Origin of the sequence: Oscillibacter sp. KLE 1745 (genome assembly GCF_000469445.2) — a bacterium.
In the GTDB taxonomy this organism is placed as follows: domain Bacteria; phylum Bacillota; class Clostridia; order Oscillospirales; family Oscillospiraceae; genus Oscillibacter; species Oscillibacter welbionis.
On the sequence record NZ_KI271686.1, the window covers coordinates 1 to 19,802 of the forward strand.

Here is a 19,802-nt window from a genome sequence, read left to right on the forward strand (position 1 = left end):
GTCCGGTTCTCCGGACGGCGGCCTTTTCTCAGACCTCTTCTTTTTTCAGGGACAACGGCTGTTCGCCGAACACGGCCAGAAACGCCTCCCGCTCCATGGTCTCATGCTCCAGCAGATAGGACGCCACGGCCTCCAGCTTGTCGCGGTTGTCGTTCAGGATCCGTTCGCAGCGGTCATAGGCATCCGCCACCAGGCGCTGGACCTCCTGGTCGATCTGGGCGGCCACCGCCTCGGAATAGCTGCGGCCCTGGGTCATGGTGCGGCCGATGAACACCTCGTCGTGGCCGGACTCGAAGGCTACGGTGCCGATCTTGTCGCTCATGCCATAGGTGGCCACCATCTTCCGGGCGATCTGGCTGGCCCGCTGGATGTCGTTGCTGGCACCGGTGGAGATGTCTCCCAGGCACAGCTTCTCCGCCACCCGGCCGCCCAAGAGCCCCACGATCTGATCCTCCATATACCGCCGGGAGAGATAAGACCGGTCCTCCTCCGGCAGGGAGATGGTCATGCCGCCCGCCTGGCCCCGGGGCACGATGGTGATCTGGGTCACCGGGTCCTGATCTGGCAGCGCATGCATCACCACAGCGTGGCCTGCCTCGTGATAGGCGGTCAGCTCACGCTCGTGCTGGGGGATCACCCGGCTTTTCTTCTCCGGTCCGGCGATGACCTTGATCTCCGCGTCCTTCAGATCCTGCATGGTGATGAACTTCTGATTTTTCCGGGCGGCCAACAGGGCTCCCTCGTTGATGAGGTTCTCCAGGTCCGCGCCGGTGAAACCCGGAGTGCCCCGGGCCAGCTGGCCCAGGTCCACATCCTCCGCCAGGGGCTTGCCCTTGGCGTGGACCTCCAGGATCTCCTTCCGGCCCCGGATGTCGGGCAGGCCCACGTACACCTGCCGGTCGAACCGACCGGGCCGCAGCAACGCCGGGTCCAGCACATCCGCCCGGTTGGTGGCCGCCAGGACCACCACACCTTCGTTAGCGGTAAAGCCGTCCATCTCCACCAGCAGCTGATTCAGGGTCTGCTCCCGCTCGTCATGGCCGCCGCCCAGGCCCGTGCCCCGCTGGCGGCCCACAGCGTCGATCTCGTCAATAAACACGATAGCCGGGGCGTTCTTCTTGGCCTGCTCGAACAGGTCCCGGACGCGGCTGGCGCCCACACCCACGTACAGCTCCACGAAATCGGAGCCGGAGATGGACAGGAAGCCCACGCCGGCCTCCCCTGCCACGGCCTTGGCCAGCAGGGTCTTGCCGGTGCCGGGAGGGCCCACCAGCAGCACGCCCTTGGGAATCCGGGCCCCCAGAGACAGGTACTTCTTGGGGTCCTTCAGGAACTCCACGATCTCCCGGAGCTCCTCCTTCTCCTCATCGGCGCCGGCCACGTCGTCGAAAGTGACCTTTTTGTCCTTGTCCGTCAGCATCCGGGTCCGGGCGGAGCCGAATTTGGCCATCTTGTCCGGTCCCATGCCACCTCCCTGGGGCCGAATCACCAGGAAGTACCACATCAGCCCCAGGATCACCGCCGTCAGCAGGAAGGGCAGCAGCTCCAGCAGCCAGTTGGTGCGCACCGGCTCCGGGTAGTCATAGTGCTGGATGATACCCTCCGCATACTGCTGTTGAACCAGGTCATTGAAGTCGTCATAAAACAGCTGGAAGCTGTACAGCTCATACCGCACGGTCTCGCTGCCGTTCACCGGCTCCCGCAGCTCCAGGGTCAGTGTGCCGCCGCTGTCAATGGTCAGCCCCGTCACTTTTTCCTGCAGGAACAGCTGGCGGACCTGGGAGTATTCCAGCTGGTCCACATGGTTGTCGTTCTGCCAGAGCCAGTTGACACACAGCAGGATCACGAGGGCCAGCAGTACGAAGCTCAGATTGGATAGCCGTCTTTGTTTTGTCACGAGCAGAAGCCTCCTTTCCCATTGCCTGGGACGCAATGGGAGACTGTTTTCATGTTACGATTGGGCGGAGTCCGCCCAAAACAGGGCGTATCGCCTCACTCCCCGGAGTATACCTCCGGCTTCAAAACCCCGATGTACGGCACGTTCCGGTACTGCTGGCAGTAGTCCAGCCCATACCCCACCACAAACTCGTCCGGCACCACGAACCCCGCCAGGTCGGCGGTGATGGCCTTAGTCCGGCGGGAGGGCTTGTCCAGCAGCGTCACGATGGTAATGGAAGCCGCTCCCTTGGTCATGAAGTAGTCTTTCAAAAACGCCAAGGTGTTGCCGGAGTCCAGAATGTCCTCCACGATGATCAGGTGCCGTCCGGTGATGTCCTGCTGCAGGTCGTGGGTGATCTGCACCCGGCCGGAGGACACAGTGGCGTTCTGGTAGGAGCTGACGGCGATGAACTCCACGTCGCTCTTCACCTGGCAAGCCCGGACCAGGTCCGCCATGAATACGAAAGACCCCTTCAACACGCCCAGAAACAGCGGGTTCTTGCCATGAAACTGCTCATACAGCTCCGCGCCCATTTCGGTGATGCGGGCCTTCAGCTCCTCCTCTGTCACCAGGACCTTCAGGATATCCCTTTCCATCTCGCTTTTCATATCAAATCTCTCTCCTTTGCCGCTTCGGTAATCTGAATGAACCGGCAGGGCTCCCCCTCCGGTGCTGCAAACGCCATATCCACGCCCAGCCGCCACACCGCCGCCAGGCATCCTCCCGCGTAGACGGCCGGCAGCCGGTCCCGCTCCGAGAGGGAGATCCGGCGGTCCATGCACAGCCGTTTGATGCTGCGGCCGCCCCCGTGGGTCTCCGGCAGAACCAGACGGTCTCCCGGCGCCGCAGGGCCCACCGTCAGGCCCATCCGCTCCCCCTGCCGCCAGGGCCGAAGGGCAAGTCCCTCCCCCTCCCGGTGATCCAGCAGGGTGATCCGGTAATCGCCCCAGGCGACGGGGCACTCTTGCAACAGCTGGACCTCCGTCAAAAGCTGGGGCCGGGTCTCCAGGATCAGCCACTCCCGGCAGTACCGGGCGGTGACGCCCTGGGGCAGGTCCACCCGGCCCTCCCGGCCCCAGAGGGTATCCCGGGTCAGGTGCAGGATGTCCTGCAGATGGGCGGCTGTGATATCCCTCCGCCCCACGCCCAAAAGGTCGAAGAGCCGCAGCAGCATCCGGGGTCGCACGGCGTCCGTGGCCTCTGCCAATGCCTGCCGGGATAAGGTCACCCGCCCCTCCTGCACCTCCACATGGGCAGTACGGCGGGCGGCCTCTTCCTCCAGTGATTGGTCCGCCACCCGCAGGCGGCGTCCGGCGTCGTTGATGTGCTCCACAGCTCTGGGGTTGATCTGCCTCAAGCGGGGCATGACCTCCAGCCGGAGGAAGTTTCGGGCCGCGGCGCCGGGGTCGGCGTTGGTGGTGTCCTCCACGTGGGGGATGTGGCGGGCGGCGGCGTAGGCCGCCAGCTCTTCCCTTGTCACGTCCAGCAGTGGCCGGCAAATGCCGTTTTGCTGGTAGGCCATGCCGGTAAGGCCCGCCACGCCGGTGCCCCGGATCAGGTTGAAAAGAATGGTCTCCGCGTTGTCATCGGCGTGGTGGGCTGTGTAGATTTTGATATGCTGCCCCAGCTTCTCCGCCTCTTGGCGAAGAAAATCGTACCGGAGCTTCCGGGCCGCCTCCTCCAGGGAGAGGCCCTCCCGCTCCATAAGGCCCCGGACGTCCCCGGAGCTGGAGACGAATGCGATGTCATGGGCGGCACACCAGTCCCGGACGAAGGTCTCATCCCGGTCGGCTTCCGCGCCCCGCAGCCGGTGGTTGAAGTGGGCAGCCACTACCCGGCCGTCCCGCTTCCGGCACCACCGGTCCAGCAGGTCCAGCAGGCACATGGAGTCCAGCCCGCCGGACACGGCGCACAGGGCCGGACTCCCCGGACCGGGCAGCACCCACCGGGGACAGCGGGACAGCAGTTCCTCCATGTCCGTACCTCACCTCTCCCAAAACAGACCTCAGTCCTCGTCGTACCTCGTATCCAAGGTCGAGAACTGGGTGTATTCCGGCATCCACCGCAGCTCTACTTTGCCGGTCTCACCGTGGCGGTTTTTCGCCACAATGCACTCAGCGATGTTGTGCTTCTCCGAATCCTCATTATAATAGTCATCCCGGTACAGGAACAGCACGATGTCTGCGTCCTGCTCGATAGCGCCGGACTCCCGCAGGTCCGACAGCATGGGCCGCTTGTCGTCCCGCTTCTCACTGGCGCGGGACAGCTGGCTCAGGCAGATCACCGGCACGTTCAGCTCCTTGGCCATGATCTTCAGCATCCGGGAGATGTCGGACACCACCTGCTGGCGGTTCTCCCCCGCGTAGCCCTTGCCGCCGGCAGAGGTCATCAATTGCAGGTAGTCGATCACCACCAGGCCCAGATCATCCAGCCGGCGGCACTTGGCGTTCATGTCCGCCACGGACAGCATGGGATTGTCGTCGATCCGGATATCCACCTTATTCAGGATGGTGGCGGCCCCGGCGATCTTCTCCCAGTCGGTCTCCCGCAGGGCGCCGGTCTTGAGGCGGTTGTTCTCCACCAATGCCTCGGAGGCCAGCAAACGGGTGGCCAGCTGTTCCCGGCTCATCTCCAGGGAGAAGACGGCCACTGTCTTGTGGACGGCCTTGGCCACGTTCAGGGCCACGTTCAGCGCAAAGGAGGTCTTGCCCATGCCGGGCCGGGCGGCCAGCAGGATCAGGTCCGACTTGTTCAGGCCCGTGATCTTCTGGTCCACCGCGGACATACCCGTGGAGAGCCCCGGCAGGTGATTCTCGCTCTCGCTCATCTCTCCCAGCCGGTCCAGCACCTCCGGCAGCACCTGCCGCAGGGGCACCATGTCCTGGGCGCTCTGTCCCCGGCGGACGGCGTAAACCTTCTGCTCCGCCGCCTCCAGAATTTCGGAGGCCTCGCCCACGCCCTCCTGCACCATGGCGGTGATCTCGGCGGCGGCCTGGGCCACGCCCCGCAGCAACGCCTTGTCCCGGACGATGGCCGCGTACTCCATCACGTTGGCGCTGGTGGGGGTGATCTCCATCAGCTGGGCCAGATAGGAACGGGTGGTGTTCTCGTCGTAGGTGCCCGCCTTCTGCATCTCCTCACAGACGGTAATGCCGTCGATGGGCTTGGCATAGGTGAACATGGAGTAGATGGTCTCAAAAATCTCCCGGTTCTGCCGGAGGTAAAAATCTGACGGCCGGAGCTTGTCCATCACATCCTTGACGCAGTCCGCGTCGATGAGCATGGAGCCCAGGACGGCTTGCTCCCCCTCCAGAGAGTGGGGCATCTGCCGCAGGAGAAGGTCTTCGTTTGCCATCTTACTGTCACCTCGCTGTGAATAGGAGTCCACCTGTTTGGGTTAGGAAAGCGCGAAGGGCCATTGTACCAGAGCGCGCCAAGCGCCTTTTCTCTTCCACCGGGCGCGGCGCACTCTCTTTTTGGCACAGCCAAAAAAGAGAGCGGGGGCGCACCCCTGCGGGCGCAGGAGCCCCCGAGACTGCCGCAATGGCGGCCCATTCCTCTCCCCCAGAGTGTGCCCCCAAACAGAGGAACTCCCTTTATTTTTCCTCAAACACGGAGACGTACACCGTCCCGTTGACCTCAAACCCCAGCTTGGCCTTCACCTGATAGGATCCGAACGCCTTGATGGGCTCGTCCAACACCAGCTTCTGCTTGGGGATGTCGATGCCGAACTGCTGCCTAAGCCCGTCGGAGATCTCCTTGGTGGTGACGGCGCCGAACAGCCGCCCGCCGTTGCCGGCCTTGGCGGTGAGCTTCACCATGCACTCCTTCAGCTTCTCGGCGGTGGCCTCCGCCTCCGCCTTCTGCCGGGCCTCCTCAGCCTTGCGGGCCTTCTCCTTCAGGTTCATGGTGTTGATGGCGTCCGCCGTGGCGGCGATAGCCAGCTTCCGGGGCAGGAGGAAGTTCCGGGCATAGCCCTCGGACACCTCCACCATCTGGCCCTTTTTTCCCTGGCCCTTCACATCCTGCTGTAAAATCACTTTCATGATAACGTCTCCTTTTAGTCGTTCTGTTTCTGAATTTGTTCCTCCAGCTGCCGGGTCCGTTTTTCCAGCGCCTCCAGCCGGTCATTCTGATGAACCAGAATGCACACCAGCACCGCCAGAACCAGGGCGATGGACGCGCCTGCCAAATACCAGCGCCGGCTGAAATCAAAGAGCTGGTATCCTCCGAAAAAGATGAATGCCTCCACCAGCGCCAAGCAGATGCCAAATGTGGAAAGAAACCGCTTCATGGCCGCGCTCCTCCTCTCTTTTCAAAATACGCGTCGATGGCCTCCAGCAGACGACTCTTCACCGTCTCCACATCTGTGTTCTCCACACGGCCGCCGGCAGTGGTGGAGTTGCCGCCGCCGCCCAGGGCCTCCAGGATCACCTGGACGTTCACCTCTCCCAGAGAACGGGCGGACATCTGCACGTTCTCCCCACTGGGGAATACCACAAAGGACGCCTTCACGCCCTTGAGGCTCAGCAGCTCGTCCGCCGCCTGGGCCGCCGTCACCCGGTCCACGCCCTCCTGGTCGATGGCCGCCACGGCGATGTCCTCCCGGTACAGCTCCGCCCGGCGGATGATGTCGTAGCGGGACACCATCTCGCTCAGATCGCTCTGGAACAACCGCTGGACGTCGGTGGTGTCGGCCCCCGCCCGGCGGAGGAAGGCCGCCGCCTCAAAAGTCCGGCCGCCGGTGCGCAGGGTGAAGTGCTTCGTGTCCAGCACGATGCCGGCCAGCAGCGCCTCCGCCTCCTCCCGCAGCAGATCGGCGGGCTCCACCAGATACTGCAAGAGCTCCGTCACCAGCTCACTGGCGGAGGAGGCATAGGGTTCGTGGAAGCTGAAGGCAGCGTTTTCGATGTAGCTGGCCGCCCGGCGGTGGTGGTCGATCACCGCCACCCGGTTGCTGGACTCCAGCAGCTGGGGGCTCTCCACCATGTCGGGGCGGTTGGTGTCCACCACAATGACCAGAGCGCCCGGCCTCATTTTCAAAAATGCCTCCGCCCCGGAGGTGAACGCCCCCGCATACTCCGGCAACGCCTGGAGCTTGGCCAAAACCGCTCCGGCGGCGTTGTGCTCCAGATCAATGACCATCTGGGCCCGCTTGCCGTGCTTGCGGGCAATGCAGTAGAGCCCCGCCTCGGCGCCTACGGCATCCATGTCCGCAAAGCTGTGGCCCATGATATAGATCTCGGACGCGTCGGCCATCAGCTCGTTCAGGGCGCTGGCCATGACCCGGGACTTCACCTTGGTGCGCTTTTCCGTGGACTTGCTGCGGCCGCCGTAGAACTGGAAGTCCACCTTTCCCCGGACCACCGCCTGGTCTCCGCCCCGGCTGAGGGCCATCTCCAGGCTGAGACGGGCGTTGCGGTACAGCTCCGCCATAGCGTCGGCATCCTTGCCAATGCCGATGGAGAGGGTAGGGCACACATCCCCCACCTTGATCTCCCGAATGGCATCCAGGATGGAGAACTTCTCCTCCACAAAGTGGTCGTAGTGGCATTCCTCAAAGATGAAGAGATAGTGGTCCCGCTCCGTCTTCAGCAGCAGGCCGTCGGCGCAGGCGGCCCAGTTGTTCAGCTTCTCGTCGATCTGGGCCAGCACGGCGCTGCGCTGAGTATCGGCGCATGCCTTCATCAGGTCCTCGTAGTTGTCTACCATCAAAATGGCCAGCACCGGCCGGGTGGCGGTGTATCGCTCCCGCAGGTCGTCGGCCTCTGTGGTATCCACCCAGTAGGTAGTGGCCACCAGGTTCTGCTCGGCCCCCCGGCCCTTGGCCCGCACCAGGCTGCCGTACACCCGGAACCGCCGGCTGTTCATCACCACCCGGTCCGGGCACTCCTGCTTTCCCTCCAGCATCCACTGAACGGGGAAATCCGGTACTGCATCCTCCACCTTCATCTCGAACAGGTGCTCCCGCACGCCGGCCAGCTGCAGGAAGTTCTCATTGCTCCAGATCACCTCGCCGGTGTCCGGTCGGAACACCATGATGGGCAGCGGAGAGTTGATGAGGGTGGATTTGCTGGCGGTATCCACGCTGCCGGTGACATTATCAATGTACTGGAGGATGTTTTGCCGCCGCTTCTGGTTACGGTTGGTGAAATAGGCATACAGGCCCACGGTGCAGGCGATCTCCACCAGTCCCAGAGGCAGGCTCACCGTGGCGGTGGCCGCCGCGAAGACGATCATGCAGAGGAAGTAGAGCTTGAGATTGGGCTCCAGCAGGCGGGAGAGCTTCTTGTTGTTCATCTCGATCAGGTCTCCTTTTGAAAGGGACGCATACATACCCATATTGGAGAATAGTATAGCAGTTTTTCCCACAAGAAGCAACTGTTAAAACAGGCCCGGGCTGATCCGGCCCGAGCCTGTTTTGATGGTCCTCAGGATGCCGCCGCGGCCGTCCGGCGGCCGTTGGCGCGCAGAAGCAGCAGGTTCAGCCCCAGTGCCGCCAGGGCGAACATTGCCGCCGGCAGGCCCAGGGGGCGGAATCCCCACCCCTCCTGCACGGCGCTGCCGATGAAGGAGCCGATAGCAATGCCGAAGTTGTAGGATACCGGCTGTACGGAGGCGCACAGGCTGGAAGCGAAGGGGTAATCCTGCTCTGCCAGAGACAGCGCGTGCATCTGGGCCGGGGTGTTCAGCAGGTACATGAGCAGCCCCATGGCAAAGACCCCCGCAAGGCCCGCCCACCGGTTTCCCAGCAGCAGCGGCAGCAGGGCAAACAGCACCGCCTGGGCGGCGAAGGCCATGGGCAGGGTCCGGAGGCCGCCCCGCTCCCCCAGCCGGCCGGAGATGAGATTGCTGGCGGCGCTGCACGCTCCCATCACCAGCAGCAGCGGGCTCACCGCCCCCGCTGGAAGCCCCAGTGTCTCTGTCAGGATCGGCGAGAGATAGGTGTACACGATATAGGTGGCGGAGGCGCTGCACAGGATCATCCCCACACACAGGGAGCATCGGGGGTCCCATAGGATGGAAAAGGACTTCAGAAGCCCGCTGTCCGCCTGTGCCGGCACCGCGGGCAGGGAGCGCAGCAGCAGCGGCAGCAGCGCTGCGCCCATAGCCAGGATCACGGCGAAGGTCCACCGCCAGCCCAGGATCTGGCACACGGCAGTGCCCAGGGGCACTCCCAGCACCGCTGCCACGGAAAAGCCGCCGTATACCAGCGAGATGGCCCGGGCGGTCTGCTCCGGGGCGGCGACCTCCTTGGCATAGAGCATGGCCACCGCCGTCAGCGTACCGGACACCAGCGCCGCCACTACCCGGGTGGCATACAGCACCGCCACATTAGGAGCGGCAAAGCTTGCCGCGCTGGTGAGGAGGAACACCCCCATCAGCACCGCCAGCAGCTTCCGGCGGGAGATTCCGCCGGTAGCTGCAGTGATCACAGGCGTCCCCACCGCGTAGCAGGCGGCGAACACCGATACCAGCTTTCCCACTGCCGCCAGAGAGGTGTTCAGCCCCTCCGCGATCTCCGGCAGAATGCCCACAATCACAAATTCGCAGGTCCCCAGCACAAATCCCAGGGCCGCCAGCAGCAGTACCGCTCCAGGCAGCGGCTTTTTCGTCTGTTCCATGACACGGTTCTCCTTCTGTTTGCGTACACAGCTTTTCCCAAAAACAGCTTCCCCCAGAGTCGGCCTCCGCGGGAAGCCGGCGCCGGAGAAAGTCTTTCAGCAGTTCTCCGCCGTGAGGATGGGGCTCTCCGGATAGAAACAGTCCCGCTCCGGCGTCCGGTGCTCCACCACTGCGTCGAACAGCAGCGACAGGGCCTTGCGGCTCTGGTAGGTCAGGTTCTGGTCAATGATGAAGTCCAGCAGTCCCTCCCGCAGGAAGGTCCGCGTCTCCGGGCTGTTGTCGTGGGCCAGAACCCGCACCTGCCCCATCCGGCCGGCCCCGCGCAGGGCTTCCATGCACGCAGGCACGGAGCGGTTGGCCATGTAGATATACTTCAGGTCCGGCTCTTCCGCCAAAGCGGCGGTCACCGCTGCCAGTGTCTCATCATAGTTGTCGTGGGTTTCTGCCACCCGGCAGTCCTCCTGCCGGAGCCCCCGCTCCGCAAGCCGCTCCAGAAAGCCGTCTGCCCGGCCCTTGTGTCCGGCGTAGCCGTGGTCGGCGTACACCAGCAGCATCCGGTCTCCGGGCCTGAGGAACTTGGCGGCGATGTCCCCGGCCACCCGGCCGGCGTGGTGGGCGTCCTCTCCCACGTAGCACAGCCGCCGGGCGCCTGCAATGTCGGAGTTGAAGGTCACCACCGGCATCCGCCGCTCCGCCAGGAGCTCCAGCTTTTGGCGCACCTGGGGGCAATCCGCGGCGCACAGGGCGATCCCCTGGACCTCCTCCGCCAGCGTGTCCAGCAGGTGCAGGCAGTCCTCCATCCGCCCCTGGCGGTACGGGTGGATGGTGACGCTCACATTGTAGTCCTGACGGTCCTGCCGGAACTTCGCCACGCCAGCGGCCATGGCCTCGCCCACATAGCTCTCCCACGTGGGCTGGATGATAGCGAAATGCCGGGCCATGCCGCTGGTGGCCAGGGCGCTGGCCACCCGGTTTGGCTGGTAATCCAGCTCCTCCATCACCTCCAGCACCCGCCGCCGGACCTCCTCCTTCACATACGGCCGGTCGTGGAGCACCCGGTCCACCGTGCCGATGGAGACGCCCGCCCGTTCTGCGATCATCTTGATCGTTGCCCGCATGTCCCTTCACTCCCTTTCTCCGGCCCTTCCGCCGGTCATCTTGGTTTTCTTGAAAAAAATGTATACAAAACGCTTGACCTGTGCTATACTAGGGGCAGAATGGTGCGGCCTTCCGTGTCCGCCGGCGGCAGGCCGCCGGCTGTCGGAGCGCCGCGGGGCGTGCCTCTGCCTGGGCCGCGCCTTCGTTTCAGTATAACAAAGTGCGCGTCGAGAAGCAACTGCTTTTCCGCCCTTTTTTACACAGTTCCACAGTATTTCACTGGTGCGGAGCGCCGCTCCGCCTCAGTCAAATAAAACCCCATACGGTTTCAACGGAATGACGTGACCGAACCCCTGCCGGCGAAACGGGGCCGCGCAGGCTACGGGCGTCTCTTGTTTGCGTGCGCTCATTTTGCGCCATTTCCGCTGTTATGGGGGTATTTTACATATTTTTTCAAAGGAGTATCATCGATCTATGGCAGAAAAATTGAAAATCATCCCCCTGGGCGGTCTCAATGAGATCGGCAAGAACATGACCGCCTATGAGTACGGCGGCGAGATCATCGTGGTGGACTGCGGCATGGCTTTCCCCGGGGACGACATGTACGGCATCGACCTCATCATTCCCGACGTCAGCTACCTCATCAAGAACCGGGCCCGCATCCGGGGTCTGTTCATCACCCACGGGCACGAGGATCACGTGGGTGCCATTCCCTATGTGCTCAAGCAGTTGAACATGCCCATCTACTGCACCCGGTTCACCGCGGGGCTCATCAAGCTGAAGCTGGAGGAGCATGGGCTGGTGAAAAGCACCAAGCTCATCACGGTGGAGCCGGGCAAGAGCGTCCGGGCCGGCAAGTTCACTGTGGAGTTCATCCATGTGAACCACTCCATCGCCGACTCCGTGGCCTTTGCCATCCACACCCACATGGGCACCATCGTCCACACCGGCGACTTCAAGATCGACTCCACCCCCATCGACGGGGAGGTCATCGACCTTGCCCGCTTCGGCGAGCTGGGGAAGGAGGGCGTCCTGGCACTGCTGGCGGACTCCACCAATGTGGAGCGTCCGGGCTTTACCCCCTCTGAAAAGACGGTGGGCGCCACCTTCAAGCGCCAGTTCCAGGGATGCGAGGACCGGATCATCGTCACCACCTTCGCCTCCAACGTCCACCGGATCCAGCAGGTGCTGGATGCCGCCGCGGCCTTCGGCCGGAAGGTGGCCGTCACGGGCCGGTCCATGGAAAATATCATGAAGGTCTCCACAGAGCTGGGCTATATGAAGGTGCCCAAGAACACCCTGGTGGACATCAACCGGATCAAGGGCCTGCCCAAGAACAAGCAGGTCATCGTCACCACCGGTTCCCAGGGCGAGGAGATGAGCGCCTTGTACCGCATGGCCTTCTCTCAGCACAAGCAGGTGGAGATCGGCGCCGGGGACAAGGTCATCATCTCCGCCAGCGCCATCCCCGGCAACGAGGTGACGGTGTCCCGGGTCATCAACGAGCTGTTCCGCAAGGGCGTCAAGGTGGTCTATGATCGGGCCGACATGCTTCACGTGTCCGGCCACGCCTGCCAGGAGGAGCTGAAGATCATCCACGCCCTGACGAAGCCCCGGTTCTTCATCCCCCTCCACGGCGAGCAGCGGATGCTCCAGATCCACTCCCAGCTGGCCCAGGACATGGGCATGGACCGCAACCATATCGCCATTGCCGACAACGGCTCCGTCATCGAGATCACGGCCAAGACCATCAAGTTGGGCGGTACCGTTCCCTCCGGTGAGGTATATGTGGACGGCTCCGGCGTGGGCGACGTGGGCGCCGTGGTCATGCGGGACCGCAAGCGCCTGGCAGAGGACGGCATGGTGGTGGTGGTCCTGCCCATCTCCGCCCATGACGGCAACCTCCTCAGCGAGCCGGAGATCATCACCCGGGGCTTCATCTACGTGAAGGAGTCCGGGGACCTGATGAAGGAACTGCAGAGCGTGGCCCGGGACGCGGCGGAGAACGTCTCCCGCAAGCGGGGCCGGGATGACGGGGAACTGAAGGGTTCCGTCAAGTCCGCCGTCAGCAGCTACCTGTTCAAAACCACCAAGCGCAATCCCATGGTTATCCCCGTGGTCACCAGACTGTGACATACCAGATAACGGGTGTGCAGATAAGAGAGCCGCAGGGAAAGCGGCATCTCTTATCTGTTCGCTCTGATTCTTGATTTTCAGGGAGGTCTACATAACAATGGCACTGCAAGCCGCATTTCTCTTTCTTATCGGCGATGCCGATGAGACCACCCGCACCGTGGTATCCACCCCTAGCATCCATTTGAACGTGGTGGGCTGCAAGACCTACGCTGAGGCGGAGGCTGCCGCGAAGGAGCTGGCCGCCGGAGGCGTCACCGCTATGGAGCTGTGCGCCGGCTTCGGCAACGAGGGCATCGCCCGCATCCAGCGGGCCGTGGGTCCCGACGTGGCCGTGGGCGCGGTGAAGTTCGACTTCCACCCCGGCCTGGGCTTCAAGAGCGGCGATGCCCTGTTCGGCTGAGACGCATGAAAGCGGAAGGACTTTCGTCCTTCCGCTTTTTCTTTTTCCCGCACGGTCCGCAGGGAATGCAGAACTGCGGCACGCCACGTCCTGGCACCGGTGGAACCGGACAGTCTCATCCGCCGTCCGGCGGGTCCCGCCAGCTCATGCCTCATCTGCGGCGCGCCGGTACTTCTCCACCATCGTCCCATACTCCGGCATCTCCCGGAGGAAGGCGCAGTCCGGGTCTGCCTCCACCTGGTCCAGAAGGGGCTCCAGCAGCACCGACTGGGCCTCTCCGGCGGCCTCTTTGGTGGCCAGATGCCGGTACAGGGGCGAGGCACTCAGATCCCAAGGCACTGTCAGGCTATGCAGCAGCCGGTCCAGCAGGTCCAGCGCCGCCGGGCCGTCCTGCTCCGCCGCCGCCAGCTGGAAGGGGGCAGACAGCACTGCGTAATCGCTCAGGTCCAGGGCCTCTCCCGCCCGCCGGGCGGCGTCGCAAAAGCCCTGGGCCCGCTGCCGGTCCCCCTCTGCCTGGGCCATCTCGATCAGGGACAGCAGCGTGGTCTGGATGCCGTGGGCCCGGTCGAACAGCTCCCGCTCCAGCAGGGTCCAGGCCTCCTCGGTCCGCCCCTGCTTCCGCCGCAGGGCGGACAGCAGTTCCCGCTTGTCCCGGTGGGTGTTGGAGATCTGGTCCAACAGCGCCTCCGCCCGGTCCAGATCCCCCCGGGAGATGCAACGGCTCGCCACGGTATAGGTCGCCCACTCCCGGATTTTGGGGTCCGCGCTCTGGGCGGCCTGCTCGTACAGGCCCGCGACAAAGTCCTCCCGGCCGGGCCGGGCTGTCTCATCGGTGCCGGGAAACAGGGTCAGAAGCCCCTCCAGCAGCCCCGCAGCGCTGTATGCCAGCGCGTCGCTGTTGGGGAACTGGCGCAGCTTCTCCTCTGCCAGGGAAAAGGCCGCGCCGCACCCATCGGTCCGGGACACCTCGTACAGCCGGTTCAAAAACTCCGCGATCTCCGTCTCCGTCAAGTCCTCCCGAAAGGACAACAGTGTGTTCAGGTCCACCCGCAGCGTCCGGGCCAGCACCGGCAGCAGGGTGATGTCCGGGTAGGAGTTTCCCCTTTCCCATTTGTTCACCGCCGGGGCTGATACCCCCAGCTTCCCCGCCAGCTGCTCCTGTGTCAGCCCCAGTGCCGTCCGCCGGGTGCGGATAATCTCGTGGATCTGCATGGCAAAGCCCCCTCTTGTGATCTGTCCCCAGAATACCATCTCCGGCGGTGCGCTGCAATCGACAGGTGTTCAATTTTTCTGACGATCTTTTAACCGGCGGTTAATGGGTAAAAATCGCTGTAATCACTGTGCCCCAAACCGGGCTTCCGGGGCGCGCCTCTCATTGGGCGAACCTCCCCGCGTAGACAGGGCAGAACTCCAGACCGCCGCGGGCAATTCAGCGGGACGCAGACTGCACCTGACCCTCCCGGCCGCAGCAGGTCCCGACCGAAGCCCTTACGGCGCGGGTCTGTATGGGATCATGGGAATACGCTCTTCCGGCACCGGCTCCCATCGTCCCGGCAATGGACATGAAGGGCTGCGCCCTCTGCCCAATTTGCAAAATACAGGCGCACAGCAAAAGCTGTGCGCCTGTACTGCTTTTCCCTCACTCCCCCTTGGGGTCCTCTGTGTCGAACACCGTCTTGGCGCTGGCAGCGAGTCCTGCCAGCCCCTGGAGCTCACTGGGAATGATGATCTTGGTGGCCTTGCCGTCCGCCACCTTCTGCATGGCTTCCAGAGCCTTCAGCTTCACCACCTGGTCATTGGGGGCGGCGGCATTCAGCAGCTTCAGGGAGTCCGCCAGGGCGGTCTGCACCTGCATGATGGCCTGGGCCTCCGCCTCGGCGGCCATGATGCGGGCCTCCTTCTCGCCCTCGGCCTTCAGGATGGCGGCCTGCTTGGCGGCATCCGCCTTGAGAATCAGGGACTGCTTCTCGCCCTCCGCTACCAGGATCTGGGACTGCTTCTGCCCCTCCGCCTGGAGGATGGACTCCCGGCGCTCCCGCTCCGCCTTCATCTGCTTCTCCATGGCGTTCTGGATCTCCTTGGGCGGGATAATGTTTTTCAGCTCCACCCGGTTGACTTTGATGCCCCAGGGGTCCGTGGCCTCGTCCAGAATGGCGCGCATCTTGGCGTTGATGGTGTCCCGGCTTGTCAGGGACTGGTCCAGTTCCATCTCGCCGATGATGTTCCGCAGGGTGGTGGCGGTCAGGTTCTCAATGGCGTTCATGGGCCGTTCCACGCCGTAGGTATACAGCTTCGGGTCCGTGATCTGGAAGTAGATCACCGTATCGATCTGCATGGTGACATTGTCCTTGGTGATGACGGGTTGGGGCGCGAAATCCGCCACCTGCTCCTTCAGGGACACCTTCTTGGCCACCCGCTCCACAAAGGGCACCTTCAGGTGCAGTCCCACGCCCCACACGGTCCGGAACGCTCCCAGCCGCTCCACCACATAGGCCTTGGACTGCTGGACGATGACGATGTTCCCGATCAGCAGGATCAGGATCAGCACCACCAGGATCAACAGCGGAACCCACTTGAGCACATCCATCATATTCACACAACCTCCTCTTTTTTATCAGGCGCTTTCTGCGCCGCTTCCACAATGAGCTTCACACCCTCCATCCGCCGGATCTCCACCCGGCTGCCCGCCGGGAGCACCGATCCGTCGGCGCTGCGGGCGGTCCAGGTCTTGCCGTCCACATAGACGGCGCCGGAGGCGCTGTCGTTGTCGATGGTCTCCGTGACTCTGGCGGTGCGGCCCAGCACCCGGTCCGCGTTAGTAGGCACAGCCCGCCCGGCGGAGAGCTTTTTCACCAGGGGCCGGGTGGCCGCCAGGGCCGCCGCCGACACCGCCAGGAACAGCACCAGCTGGATCAGGAGCCCCGCCCCCGCCATGGCGGCGATCAGACCCGCCACGGCGCCGGGCACGAACCAGATGGAGACCAGCCCGGCGGTCACCGCCTCCACCACGCCAAAGACCACGATGGCCGCAATCCACAATGCCGTCATTTCGCTGTCTCCGCCTCCTTTCAAATACAGCATACACAGGGCCACCAGGGCAGTCACTGCCGCCAGCCCCCCCACTCCGGCCCATTTGTTGGCCGGGGACAGGTTGCTCACAAAATCTCCCAGCGCCGTTTTCAGTGTCCGGGACTCCATCCGCTCCGGCGCCGCCGGCGTCTCTTGGCCGCCCAGGGGGACCTCCTCGCAGAACAGGTCATTCATGGTGACGCCGTAGCGGTTGCAGATATAGATGATCTTCTCAAGCTCCGGGTATCCCCGGCAGGACTCCCACTTGCTCACCGCCTGCCGGGAGACCTTCAGCTGGGCCGCAAAGTCCTCCTGGGTCATGCCCCGGGCCCGGCGGAGCTCCTGCAACCGCTCTCCAAATGCCATACGCCTCTCCTCTCTGTCTGTCATTTTAGCAGAACCGCCCCGCCGTTTCCACCAACTCTGCTTTGCATCCGGCAAAATCCCGTGCAACTTCAGGTTTCCGTCCGGGAAGTGCGGCTCCGGCGGCGTTTATCGTTATTGTATCATGCCCATTTTGCAAATACCATTTCATTTTGGTTACAAAACCTCCCGGCCCGCCGGCGGCAGTTGCGGCAAGAGCCGGCGGGCATCTCGACATTTTCCGCAGTCTGCATTATAATAGGAAAAACGCCCCGCTGAGGCGGAGGCAGCAAGGAGGATGTTCCATGCGTCAGCCAAGAAGTGCGAAGGCCAATCCCTTTCCATACAGAGGCAGCCTGGTCTGCTACCTGTCTCTGGATGCTGCGGGCAGTCTCACGCAGGTGGGCCACGATTTCTCCTCTGCCGCAGAGGCCTACCGCCGGGCCGCTGCCGGAGAGATCCGGCTCTATGCCGTCTGGCCCGGGGAATACAGCAGCGACCTCTTCGAGATTGACGATCTGAATGCATTTGCAGACGCTTTTGGCGTGGAGCGGCCGGACCCCCATGTCCACGATCTGGCGTGGACGCTCAGCCCGATGGATGACGGAACATCCCGCTATGCGAATGTGAATGTTGTCTTCCGCTGCGGCTGTACGCTGAGCAAGCAGAACATCAAAAAGTTCGCCAACGACATGCGCCGCCAGATGGGTTGGAATGTGGCGACTTCCACGGTACCGGGATGCCATGGCAGCGCCGACGGGTCGGAGGTCTACACCATTCGCGTGGAGCGCAGAACGCTGGGCCACGCCGCCCCCTGAGAGCCTCTCTTCCACCGGCTCCAATGAAAATCCACGGGCATCTGTATGCCCCGCCAAGGAGGAACCCCCATGAAATACACCATTCCCTGCCTCTTCGGGCTGGAGGCCCTGGTGGCCGACGAGCTGCGGCGGCTGGACCTGAAAAACGTCCGGGCCGAAAACGGCCGGGTCCACTGCGACGGCGGCCCGGCGGACATCCCCCGGCTGAACATCAACCTGCGCTGCGGCGCGCGGGTGCTGGTGGAGCTGGCCAGCTTCCCGGCCCCGGACTTCGAGGCGCTGTTTCAGGGCGTGGCCGCCATCCCCTGGGAGGATTGCATCCCCCGGGACGGGGAGTTCCCGGTGAAGGGCTACTCCATCTCCTCCCAGCTCCACTCCGTCCCCGCCTGCCAGGCCATTGTGAAAAAGGCCGCTGCCAAGCGGCTTGGCCAGGCCTACGGCTGCGAGACCCTGCCGGAGACCGGGGACCGCTATCAGATCCAGTTCGCCCTCATCAAGGACACCGCAGCCGTGTACCTGGACACCTCCGGCGACGGACTCTACAAGCGGGGCTACCGGGCCCACAACAACGGCGCCCCCCTGCGGGAGACGCTGGCCGCCGCCCTGGTGCTGCTCTCCCGCTACCGGGGGAGGGATCCGTTCTGCGACCCCTTCTGCGGCAGCGGCACCATTCCCATCGAGGCGGCGCTGATCGCCAAAAACCGGGCCCCAGGCCTGGACCGGCGCTTTGCCGCCCAAAAGTGGCAGAGCCTCCCCGCCAAGCTGTGGCTGGACGCGGCCGAAGAGGCCATGGATCAAGAATTCCACGGCCAGTACGACATCTGGGGCGGGGACATCGACCCCAGTGCGGTGGAGTTGAGCCGCCACAACGCGGAGCTGGCGGGGGTGGACGACTGCGTGCGCTTCGAGGTGGCGGATGCCGGAAAGTTCCACCGGGACAGCGACTACGGCCAGCTGGTGACCAATCCGCCCTACGGTGAGCGGCTGCTGGAAAAGAGAGAGGCGGAGGCCCTGTACCGCTCCTTCGGCAAAGCTGCCCGGACATTGCCGGCGGGCTGGCGCGTGCTGGTGCTCTCCTCCCACACAGAGTTTGAGCGCGCCTTCGGCCGCAGCGCGGAGAAGAAACGCAAGCTCTACAACGGCATGCTCAAATGCGACGCCTTCTTCTACCACGGAGGCGCAAAGACAGAGCCAGACAAAGGTTAAAAGACAGGAGAGATCGCCGCTGACAGTCCTCATCTTTCATCTCTTCACTCTTATCTCATATTTCGCCAAGGGGGGCCTGTCATGCGCCATGTCTTTTTGATCAACCCCCATGCCGGGAAGCAGGACCAGACTGCCCGCATCCGCGCCCTGGCGGACCGTCTGGCCGCGGCCCACAATCTGGACTGCCGGTGCCTGCTGACGGACCGCCCCGGCGGAGCGGAGGTCCTCTCCCGCGCCTTGGCAGAGACCGGGGAGCCGGTGCGCATCTACGCCTGCGGCGGGGACGGCACCGTCCACGAGGCGGCCAACGGCATCGCCGGGTTTCCCAACGCCGCCATGACGGTAATCCCCGCCGGCACAGGCAACGACTTTCTGAAGAACTTCGGCCCGGACGCTGCAAAATTCTCCGACCCGGAACATCTGTGGGACGGGCCGGAATTCCCCCTGGATCTCATCGACTGCAACGGCCGCCTGTGCCTCACCATCGCCTGCAGCGGCATTGACGCCCGCATTGCCGACACCGTCCACCGGTACGGAAATGTGCCGGGCCTCTCCGGCCGGGGGAGTTACCTGCTGTCCGTGGCGGTGAATTCTCTCTTCAAGCCCATCGGCCGCCGGTGGCGGGTGGAGCTGGACGGGGAGGTCCTGGAGGATGACTTCGCTCTGGTGTCCATGTGCAACGGCCGGTACTACGGCGGCGGCTCCATGCCGGTGCCGGAGGCCCGGATGGACGACGGAGTGCTGGAGACCATCCTGGTGAAAAACGTGCCGAAGCGCACCTTCGCCCGGTTGTTCCCGGCCTACTCCGCCGGGGAGTATTGGAAATTTCCCCACATCGCCCGAATGGTGACGTCCCGGCAGGTGGTGATCACCGCCAGCCCCGGGGAGGCGGACATCGTCACCTGTCTGGACGGGGAGAGCCTCCGGAGCCGGGAGGTGCGGCTGGTACTCGCGGAGAAGCGGGTGAACTTCTTCGGGCCGAAGGGGTGCAGTCCCAATGCCACGGCAGGATTTGACCGAAAGCCAAGGAAGCGTCGATATTCCACAGCTTTTCTGCTATTATAGGCATCCTACGATCATTCAACCGCTGCGCCTCGGCACGGTATAATAGTCAACTAGAATAATTGATAAATAGAGGCCAGGACAC

The 19,802-nt window shown here is 63.7% G+C and carries 17 protein-coding genes; 5 read left to right on the forward strand and 12 right to left on the reverse strand.

All coding sequences use genetic code 11. The annotated features are described in order from the left end of the window. Positions 1-28 precede the first annotated feature (28 nt). The 9 genes from ftsH to HMPREF1546_RS03050 form a co-directional block, all read right to left on the reverse strand. Positions 29-1,897, reverse strand: a complete 1,869-nt coding sequence (gene ftsH, locus HMPREF1546_RS03010) for an ATP-dependent zinc metalloprotease FtsH (RefSeq protein ID WP_021750264.1) — start codon at positions 1,895-1,897, stop codon at positions 29-31. A gap of 95 nt (positions 1,898-1,992) precedes the next feature. Next, positions 1,993-2,547 carry a hypoxanthine phosphoribosyltransferase gene (gene hpt, locus HMPREF1546_RS03015; RefSeq protein ID WP_021750265.1) on the reverse strand — a complete coding sequence of 185 codons (555 nt, stop codon included), beginning with the start codon at positions 2,545-2,547 and terminating at the stop codon, positions 1,993-1,995. Continuing rightward, positions 2,544-3,914, reverse strand: coding sequence for a tRNA lysidine(34) synthetase TilS (gene tilS / locus HMPREF1546_RS03020; RefSeq protein ID WP_021750266.1), 1,371 nt, complete (start codon positions 3,912-3,914; stop codon positions 2,544-2,546). The genes hpt and tilS overlap by 4 nt, the downstream gene beginning before the upstream one ends. A gap of 30 nt (positions 3,915-3,944) precedes the next feature. Continuing rightward, a complete protein-coding gene (dnaB, locus tag HMPREF1546_RS03025) occupies positions 3,945-5,294 on the reverse strand; it encodes a replicative DNA helicase (protein ID WP_021750267.1) in 1,350 nt (449 codons plus the stop codon). Between the two features lie 241 nt (positions 5,295-5,535). Next, positions 5,536-5,985, reverse strand: coding sequence for a 50S ribosomal protein L9 (gene rplI, locus HMPREF1546_RS03030; RefSeq protein WP_021750268.1), 450 nt, complete (start codon positions 5,983-5,985; stop codon positions 5,536-5,538). A 14-nt stretch (positions 5,986-5,999) separates the two neighbouring features. Beyond that, complete coding sequence (locus HMPREF1546_RS03035) at positions 6,000-6,233, reverse strand: hypothetical protein (RefSeq protein WP_021750269.1); 234 nt, start codon at positions 6,231-6,233, stop codon at positions 6,000-6,002. Further along, the gene (locus HMPREF1546_RS03040) at positions 6,230-8,239 is read right to left on the reverse strand and encodes a DHH family phosphoesterase (protein ID WP_036630878.1); all 2,010 of its coding nucleotides are present in this window, start codon (positions 8,237-8,239) and stop codon (positions 6,230-6,232) included. The genes HMPREF1546_RS03035 and HMPREF1546_RS03040 overlap by 4 nt, the downstream gene beginning before the upstream one ends. A 131-nt stretch (positions 8,240-8,370) precedes the next feature. Continuing rightward, complete coding sequence (locus tag HMPREF1546_RS03045; protein ID WP_021750271.1) at positions 8,371-9,564, reverse strand: MFS transporter; 1,194 nt, start codon at positions 9,562-9,564, stop codon at positions 8,371-8,373. Between the two features lie 96 nt (positions 9,565-9,660). Next, entirely contained in the window at positions 9,661-10,683 is a 1,023-nt protein-coding gene (locus HMPREF1546_RS03050) for a substrate-binding domain-containing protein (protein WP_021750272.1), read from the reverse strand. A gap of 454 nt (positions 10,684-11,137) precedes the next feature. Between HMPREF1546_RS03050 and HMPREF1546_RS03055 the strand changes: the two genes are divergently transcribed. Then, positions 11,138-12,796 (forward strand): ribonuclease J, encoded by a 1,659-nt coding sequence (locus HMPREF1546_RS03055; RefSeq protein WP_021750274.1) that lies wholly within the window; start codon positions 11,138-11,140, stop codon positions 12,794-12,796. A 100-nt stretch (positions 12,797-12,896) separates the two neighbouring features. Continuing rightward, entirely contained in the window at positions 12,897-13,199 is a 303-nt protein-coding gene (locus HMPREF1546_RS03060; RefSeq protein ID WP_025545589.1) for a DUF6506 family protein, read from the forward strand. Positions 13,200-13,343: 144 nt separating this feature from the next. Here HMPREF1546_RS03060 and HMPREF1546_RS03065 read toward each other — a convergent pair whose 3' ends face one another. The 3 genes from HMPREF1546_RS03065 to HMPREF1546_RS18070 all read right to left on the reverse strand — a co-directional run bounded on the left by HMPREF1546_RS03065 (position 13,344) and on the right by HMPREF1546_RS18070 (position 16,634). Beyond that, a complete protein-coding gene (locus HMPREF1546_RS03065) occupies positions 13,344-14,411 on the reverse strand; it encodes a helix-turn-helix domain-containing protein (RefSeq protein WP_036630880.1) in 1,068 nt (355 codons plus the stop codon). Between the two features lie 427 nt (positions 14,412-14,838). Then, positions 14,839-15,786 carry an SPFH domain-containing protein gene (locus HMPREF1546_RS03070; RefSeq protein WP_025545683.1) on the reverse strand — a complete coding sequence of 316 codons (948 nt, stop codon included), beginning with the start codon at positions 15,784-15,786 and terminating at the stop codon, positions 14,839-14,841. A gap of 5 nt (positions 15,787-15,791) precedes the next feature. After that, positions 15,792-16,634 (reverse strand): NfeD family protein, encoded by an 843-nt coding sequence (locus tag HMPREF1546_RS18070; protein ID WP_160117445.1) that lies wholly within the window; start codon positions 16,632-16,634, stop codon positions 15,792-15,794. Positions 16,635-16,936: 302 nt separating this feature from the next. On the opposite strand from HMPREF1546_RS18070, the gene HMPREF1546_RS03080 reads away from it, so the two are divergent. The 3 genes from HMPREF1546_RS03080 to HMPREF1546_RS03090 all read left to right on the forward strand — a co-directional run bounded on the left by HMPREF1546_RS03080 (position 16,937) and on the right by HMPREF1546_RS03090 (position 19,720). Next, a complete protein-coding gene (locus HMPREF1546_RS03080; RefSeq protein WP_021750281.1) occupies positions 16,937-17,449 on the forward strand; it encodes a hypothetical protein in 513 nt (170 codons plus the stop codon). A 69-nt stretch (positions 17,450-17,518) separates the two neighbouring features. Further along, positions 17,519-18,655, forward strand: coding sequence for a class I SAM-dependent RNA methyltransferase (locus HMPREF1546_RS03085; protein WP_021750282.1), 1,137 nt, complete (start codon positions 17,519-17,521; stop codon positions 18,653-18,655). 81 nt (positions 18,656-18,736) lie between these two features. Then, complete coding sequence (locus HMPREF1546_RS03090; protein ID WP_021750283.1) at positions 18,737-19,720, forward strand: diacylglycerol kinase family protein; 984 nt, start codon at positions 18,737-18,739, stop codon at positions 19,718-19,720. The last annotated feature ends 82 nt before the right edge of the window (positions 19,721-19,802 follow it).

What these genes read in the sequence shown, in the direction of transcription:
- hpt (WP_021750265.1), bottom strand. Translation starts at nt 2,547, where the DNA reads ATGAAAAGCGAGATGGAAAGGGATATCCTGAAGGTCCTGGTGACAGAG.
- tilS (WP_021750266.1), bottom strand. Translation starts at nt 3,914, where the DNA reads ATGGAGGAACTGCTGTCCCGCTGTCCCCGGTGGGTGCTGCCCGGTCCG.
- dnaB (WP_021750267.1), bottom strand. Translation starts at nt 5,294, where the DNA reads ATGGCAAACGAAGACCTTCTCCTGCGGCAGATGCCCCACTCTCTGGAG.
- rplI (WP_021750268.1), bottom strand. Translation starts at nt 5,985, where the DNA reads ATGAAAGTGATTTTACAGCAGGATGTGAAGGGCCAGGGAAAAAAGGGC.
- HMPREF1546_RS03035 (WP_021750269.1), bottom strand. Translation starts at nt 6,233, where the DNA reads ATGAAGCGGTTTCTTTCCACATTTGGCATCTGCTTGGCGCTGGTGGAG.
- HMPREF1546_RS03040 (WP_036630878.1), bottom strand. Translation starts at nt 8,239, where the DNA reads ATGAACAACAAGAAGCTCTCCCGCCTGCTGGAGCCCAATCTCAAGCTC.
- HMPREF1546_RS03045 (WP_021750271.1), bottom strand. Translation starts at nt 9,564, where the DNA reads ATGGAACAGACGAAAAAGCCGCTGCCTGGAGCGGTACTGCTGCTGGCG.
- HMPREF1546_RS03050 (WP_021750272.1), bottom strand. Translation starts at nt 10,683, where the DNA reads ATGCGGGCAACGATCAAGATGATCGCAGAACGGGCGGGCGTCTCCATC.
- HMPREF1546_RS03055 (WP_021750274.1), top strand. Translation starts at nt 11,138, where the DNA reads ATGGCAGAAAAATTGAAAATCATCCCCCTGGGCGGTCTCAATGAGATC.
- HMPREF1546_RS03060 (WP_025545589.1), top strand. Translation starts at nt 12,897, where the DNA reads ATGGCACTGCAAGCCGCATTTCTCTTTCTTATCGGCGATGCCGATGAG.
- HMPREF1546_RS03065 (WP_036630880.1), bottom strand. Translation starts at nt 14,411, where the DNA reads ATGCAGATCCACGAGATTATCCGCACCCGGCGGACGGCACTGGGGCTG.
- HMPREF1546_RS03070 (WP_025545683.1), bottom strand. Translation starts at nt 15,786, where the DNA reads ATGGATGTGCTCAAGTGGGTTCCGCTGTTGATCCTGGTGGTGCTGATC.
- HMPREF1546_RS18070 (WP_160117445.1), bottom strand. Translation starts at nt 16,634, where the DNA reads ATGGCATTTGGAGAGCGGTTGCAGGAGCTCCGCCGGGCCCGGGGCATG.
- HMPREF1546_RS03080 (WP_021750281.1), top strand. Translation starts at nt 16,937, where the DNA reads ATGCGTCAGCCAAGAAGTGCGAAGGCCAATCCCTTTCCATACAGAGGC.
- HMPREF1546_RS03085 (WP_021750282.1), top strand. Translation starts at nt 17,519, where the DNA reads ATGAAATACACCATTCCCTGCCTCTTCGGGCTGGAGGCCCTGGTGGCC.
- HMPREF1546_RS03090 (WP_021750283.1), top strand. Translation starts at nt 18,737, where the DNA reads ATGCGCCATGTCTTTTTGATCAACCCCCATGCCGGGAAGCAGGACCAG.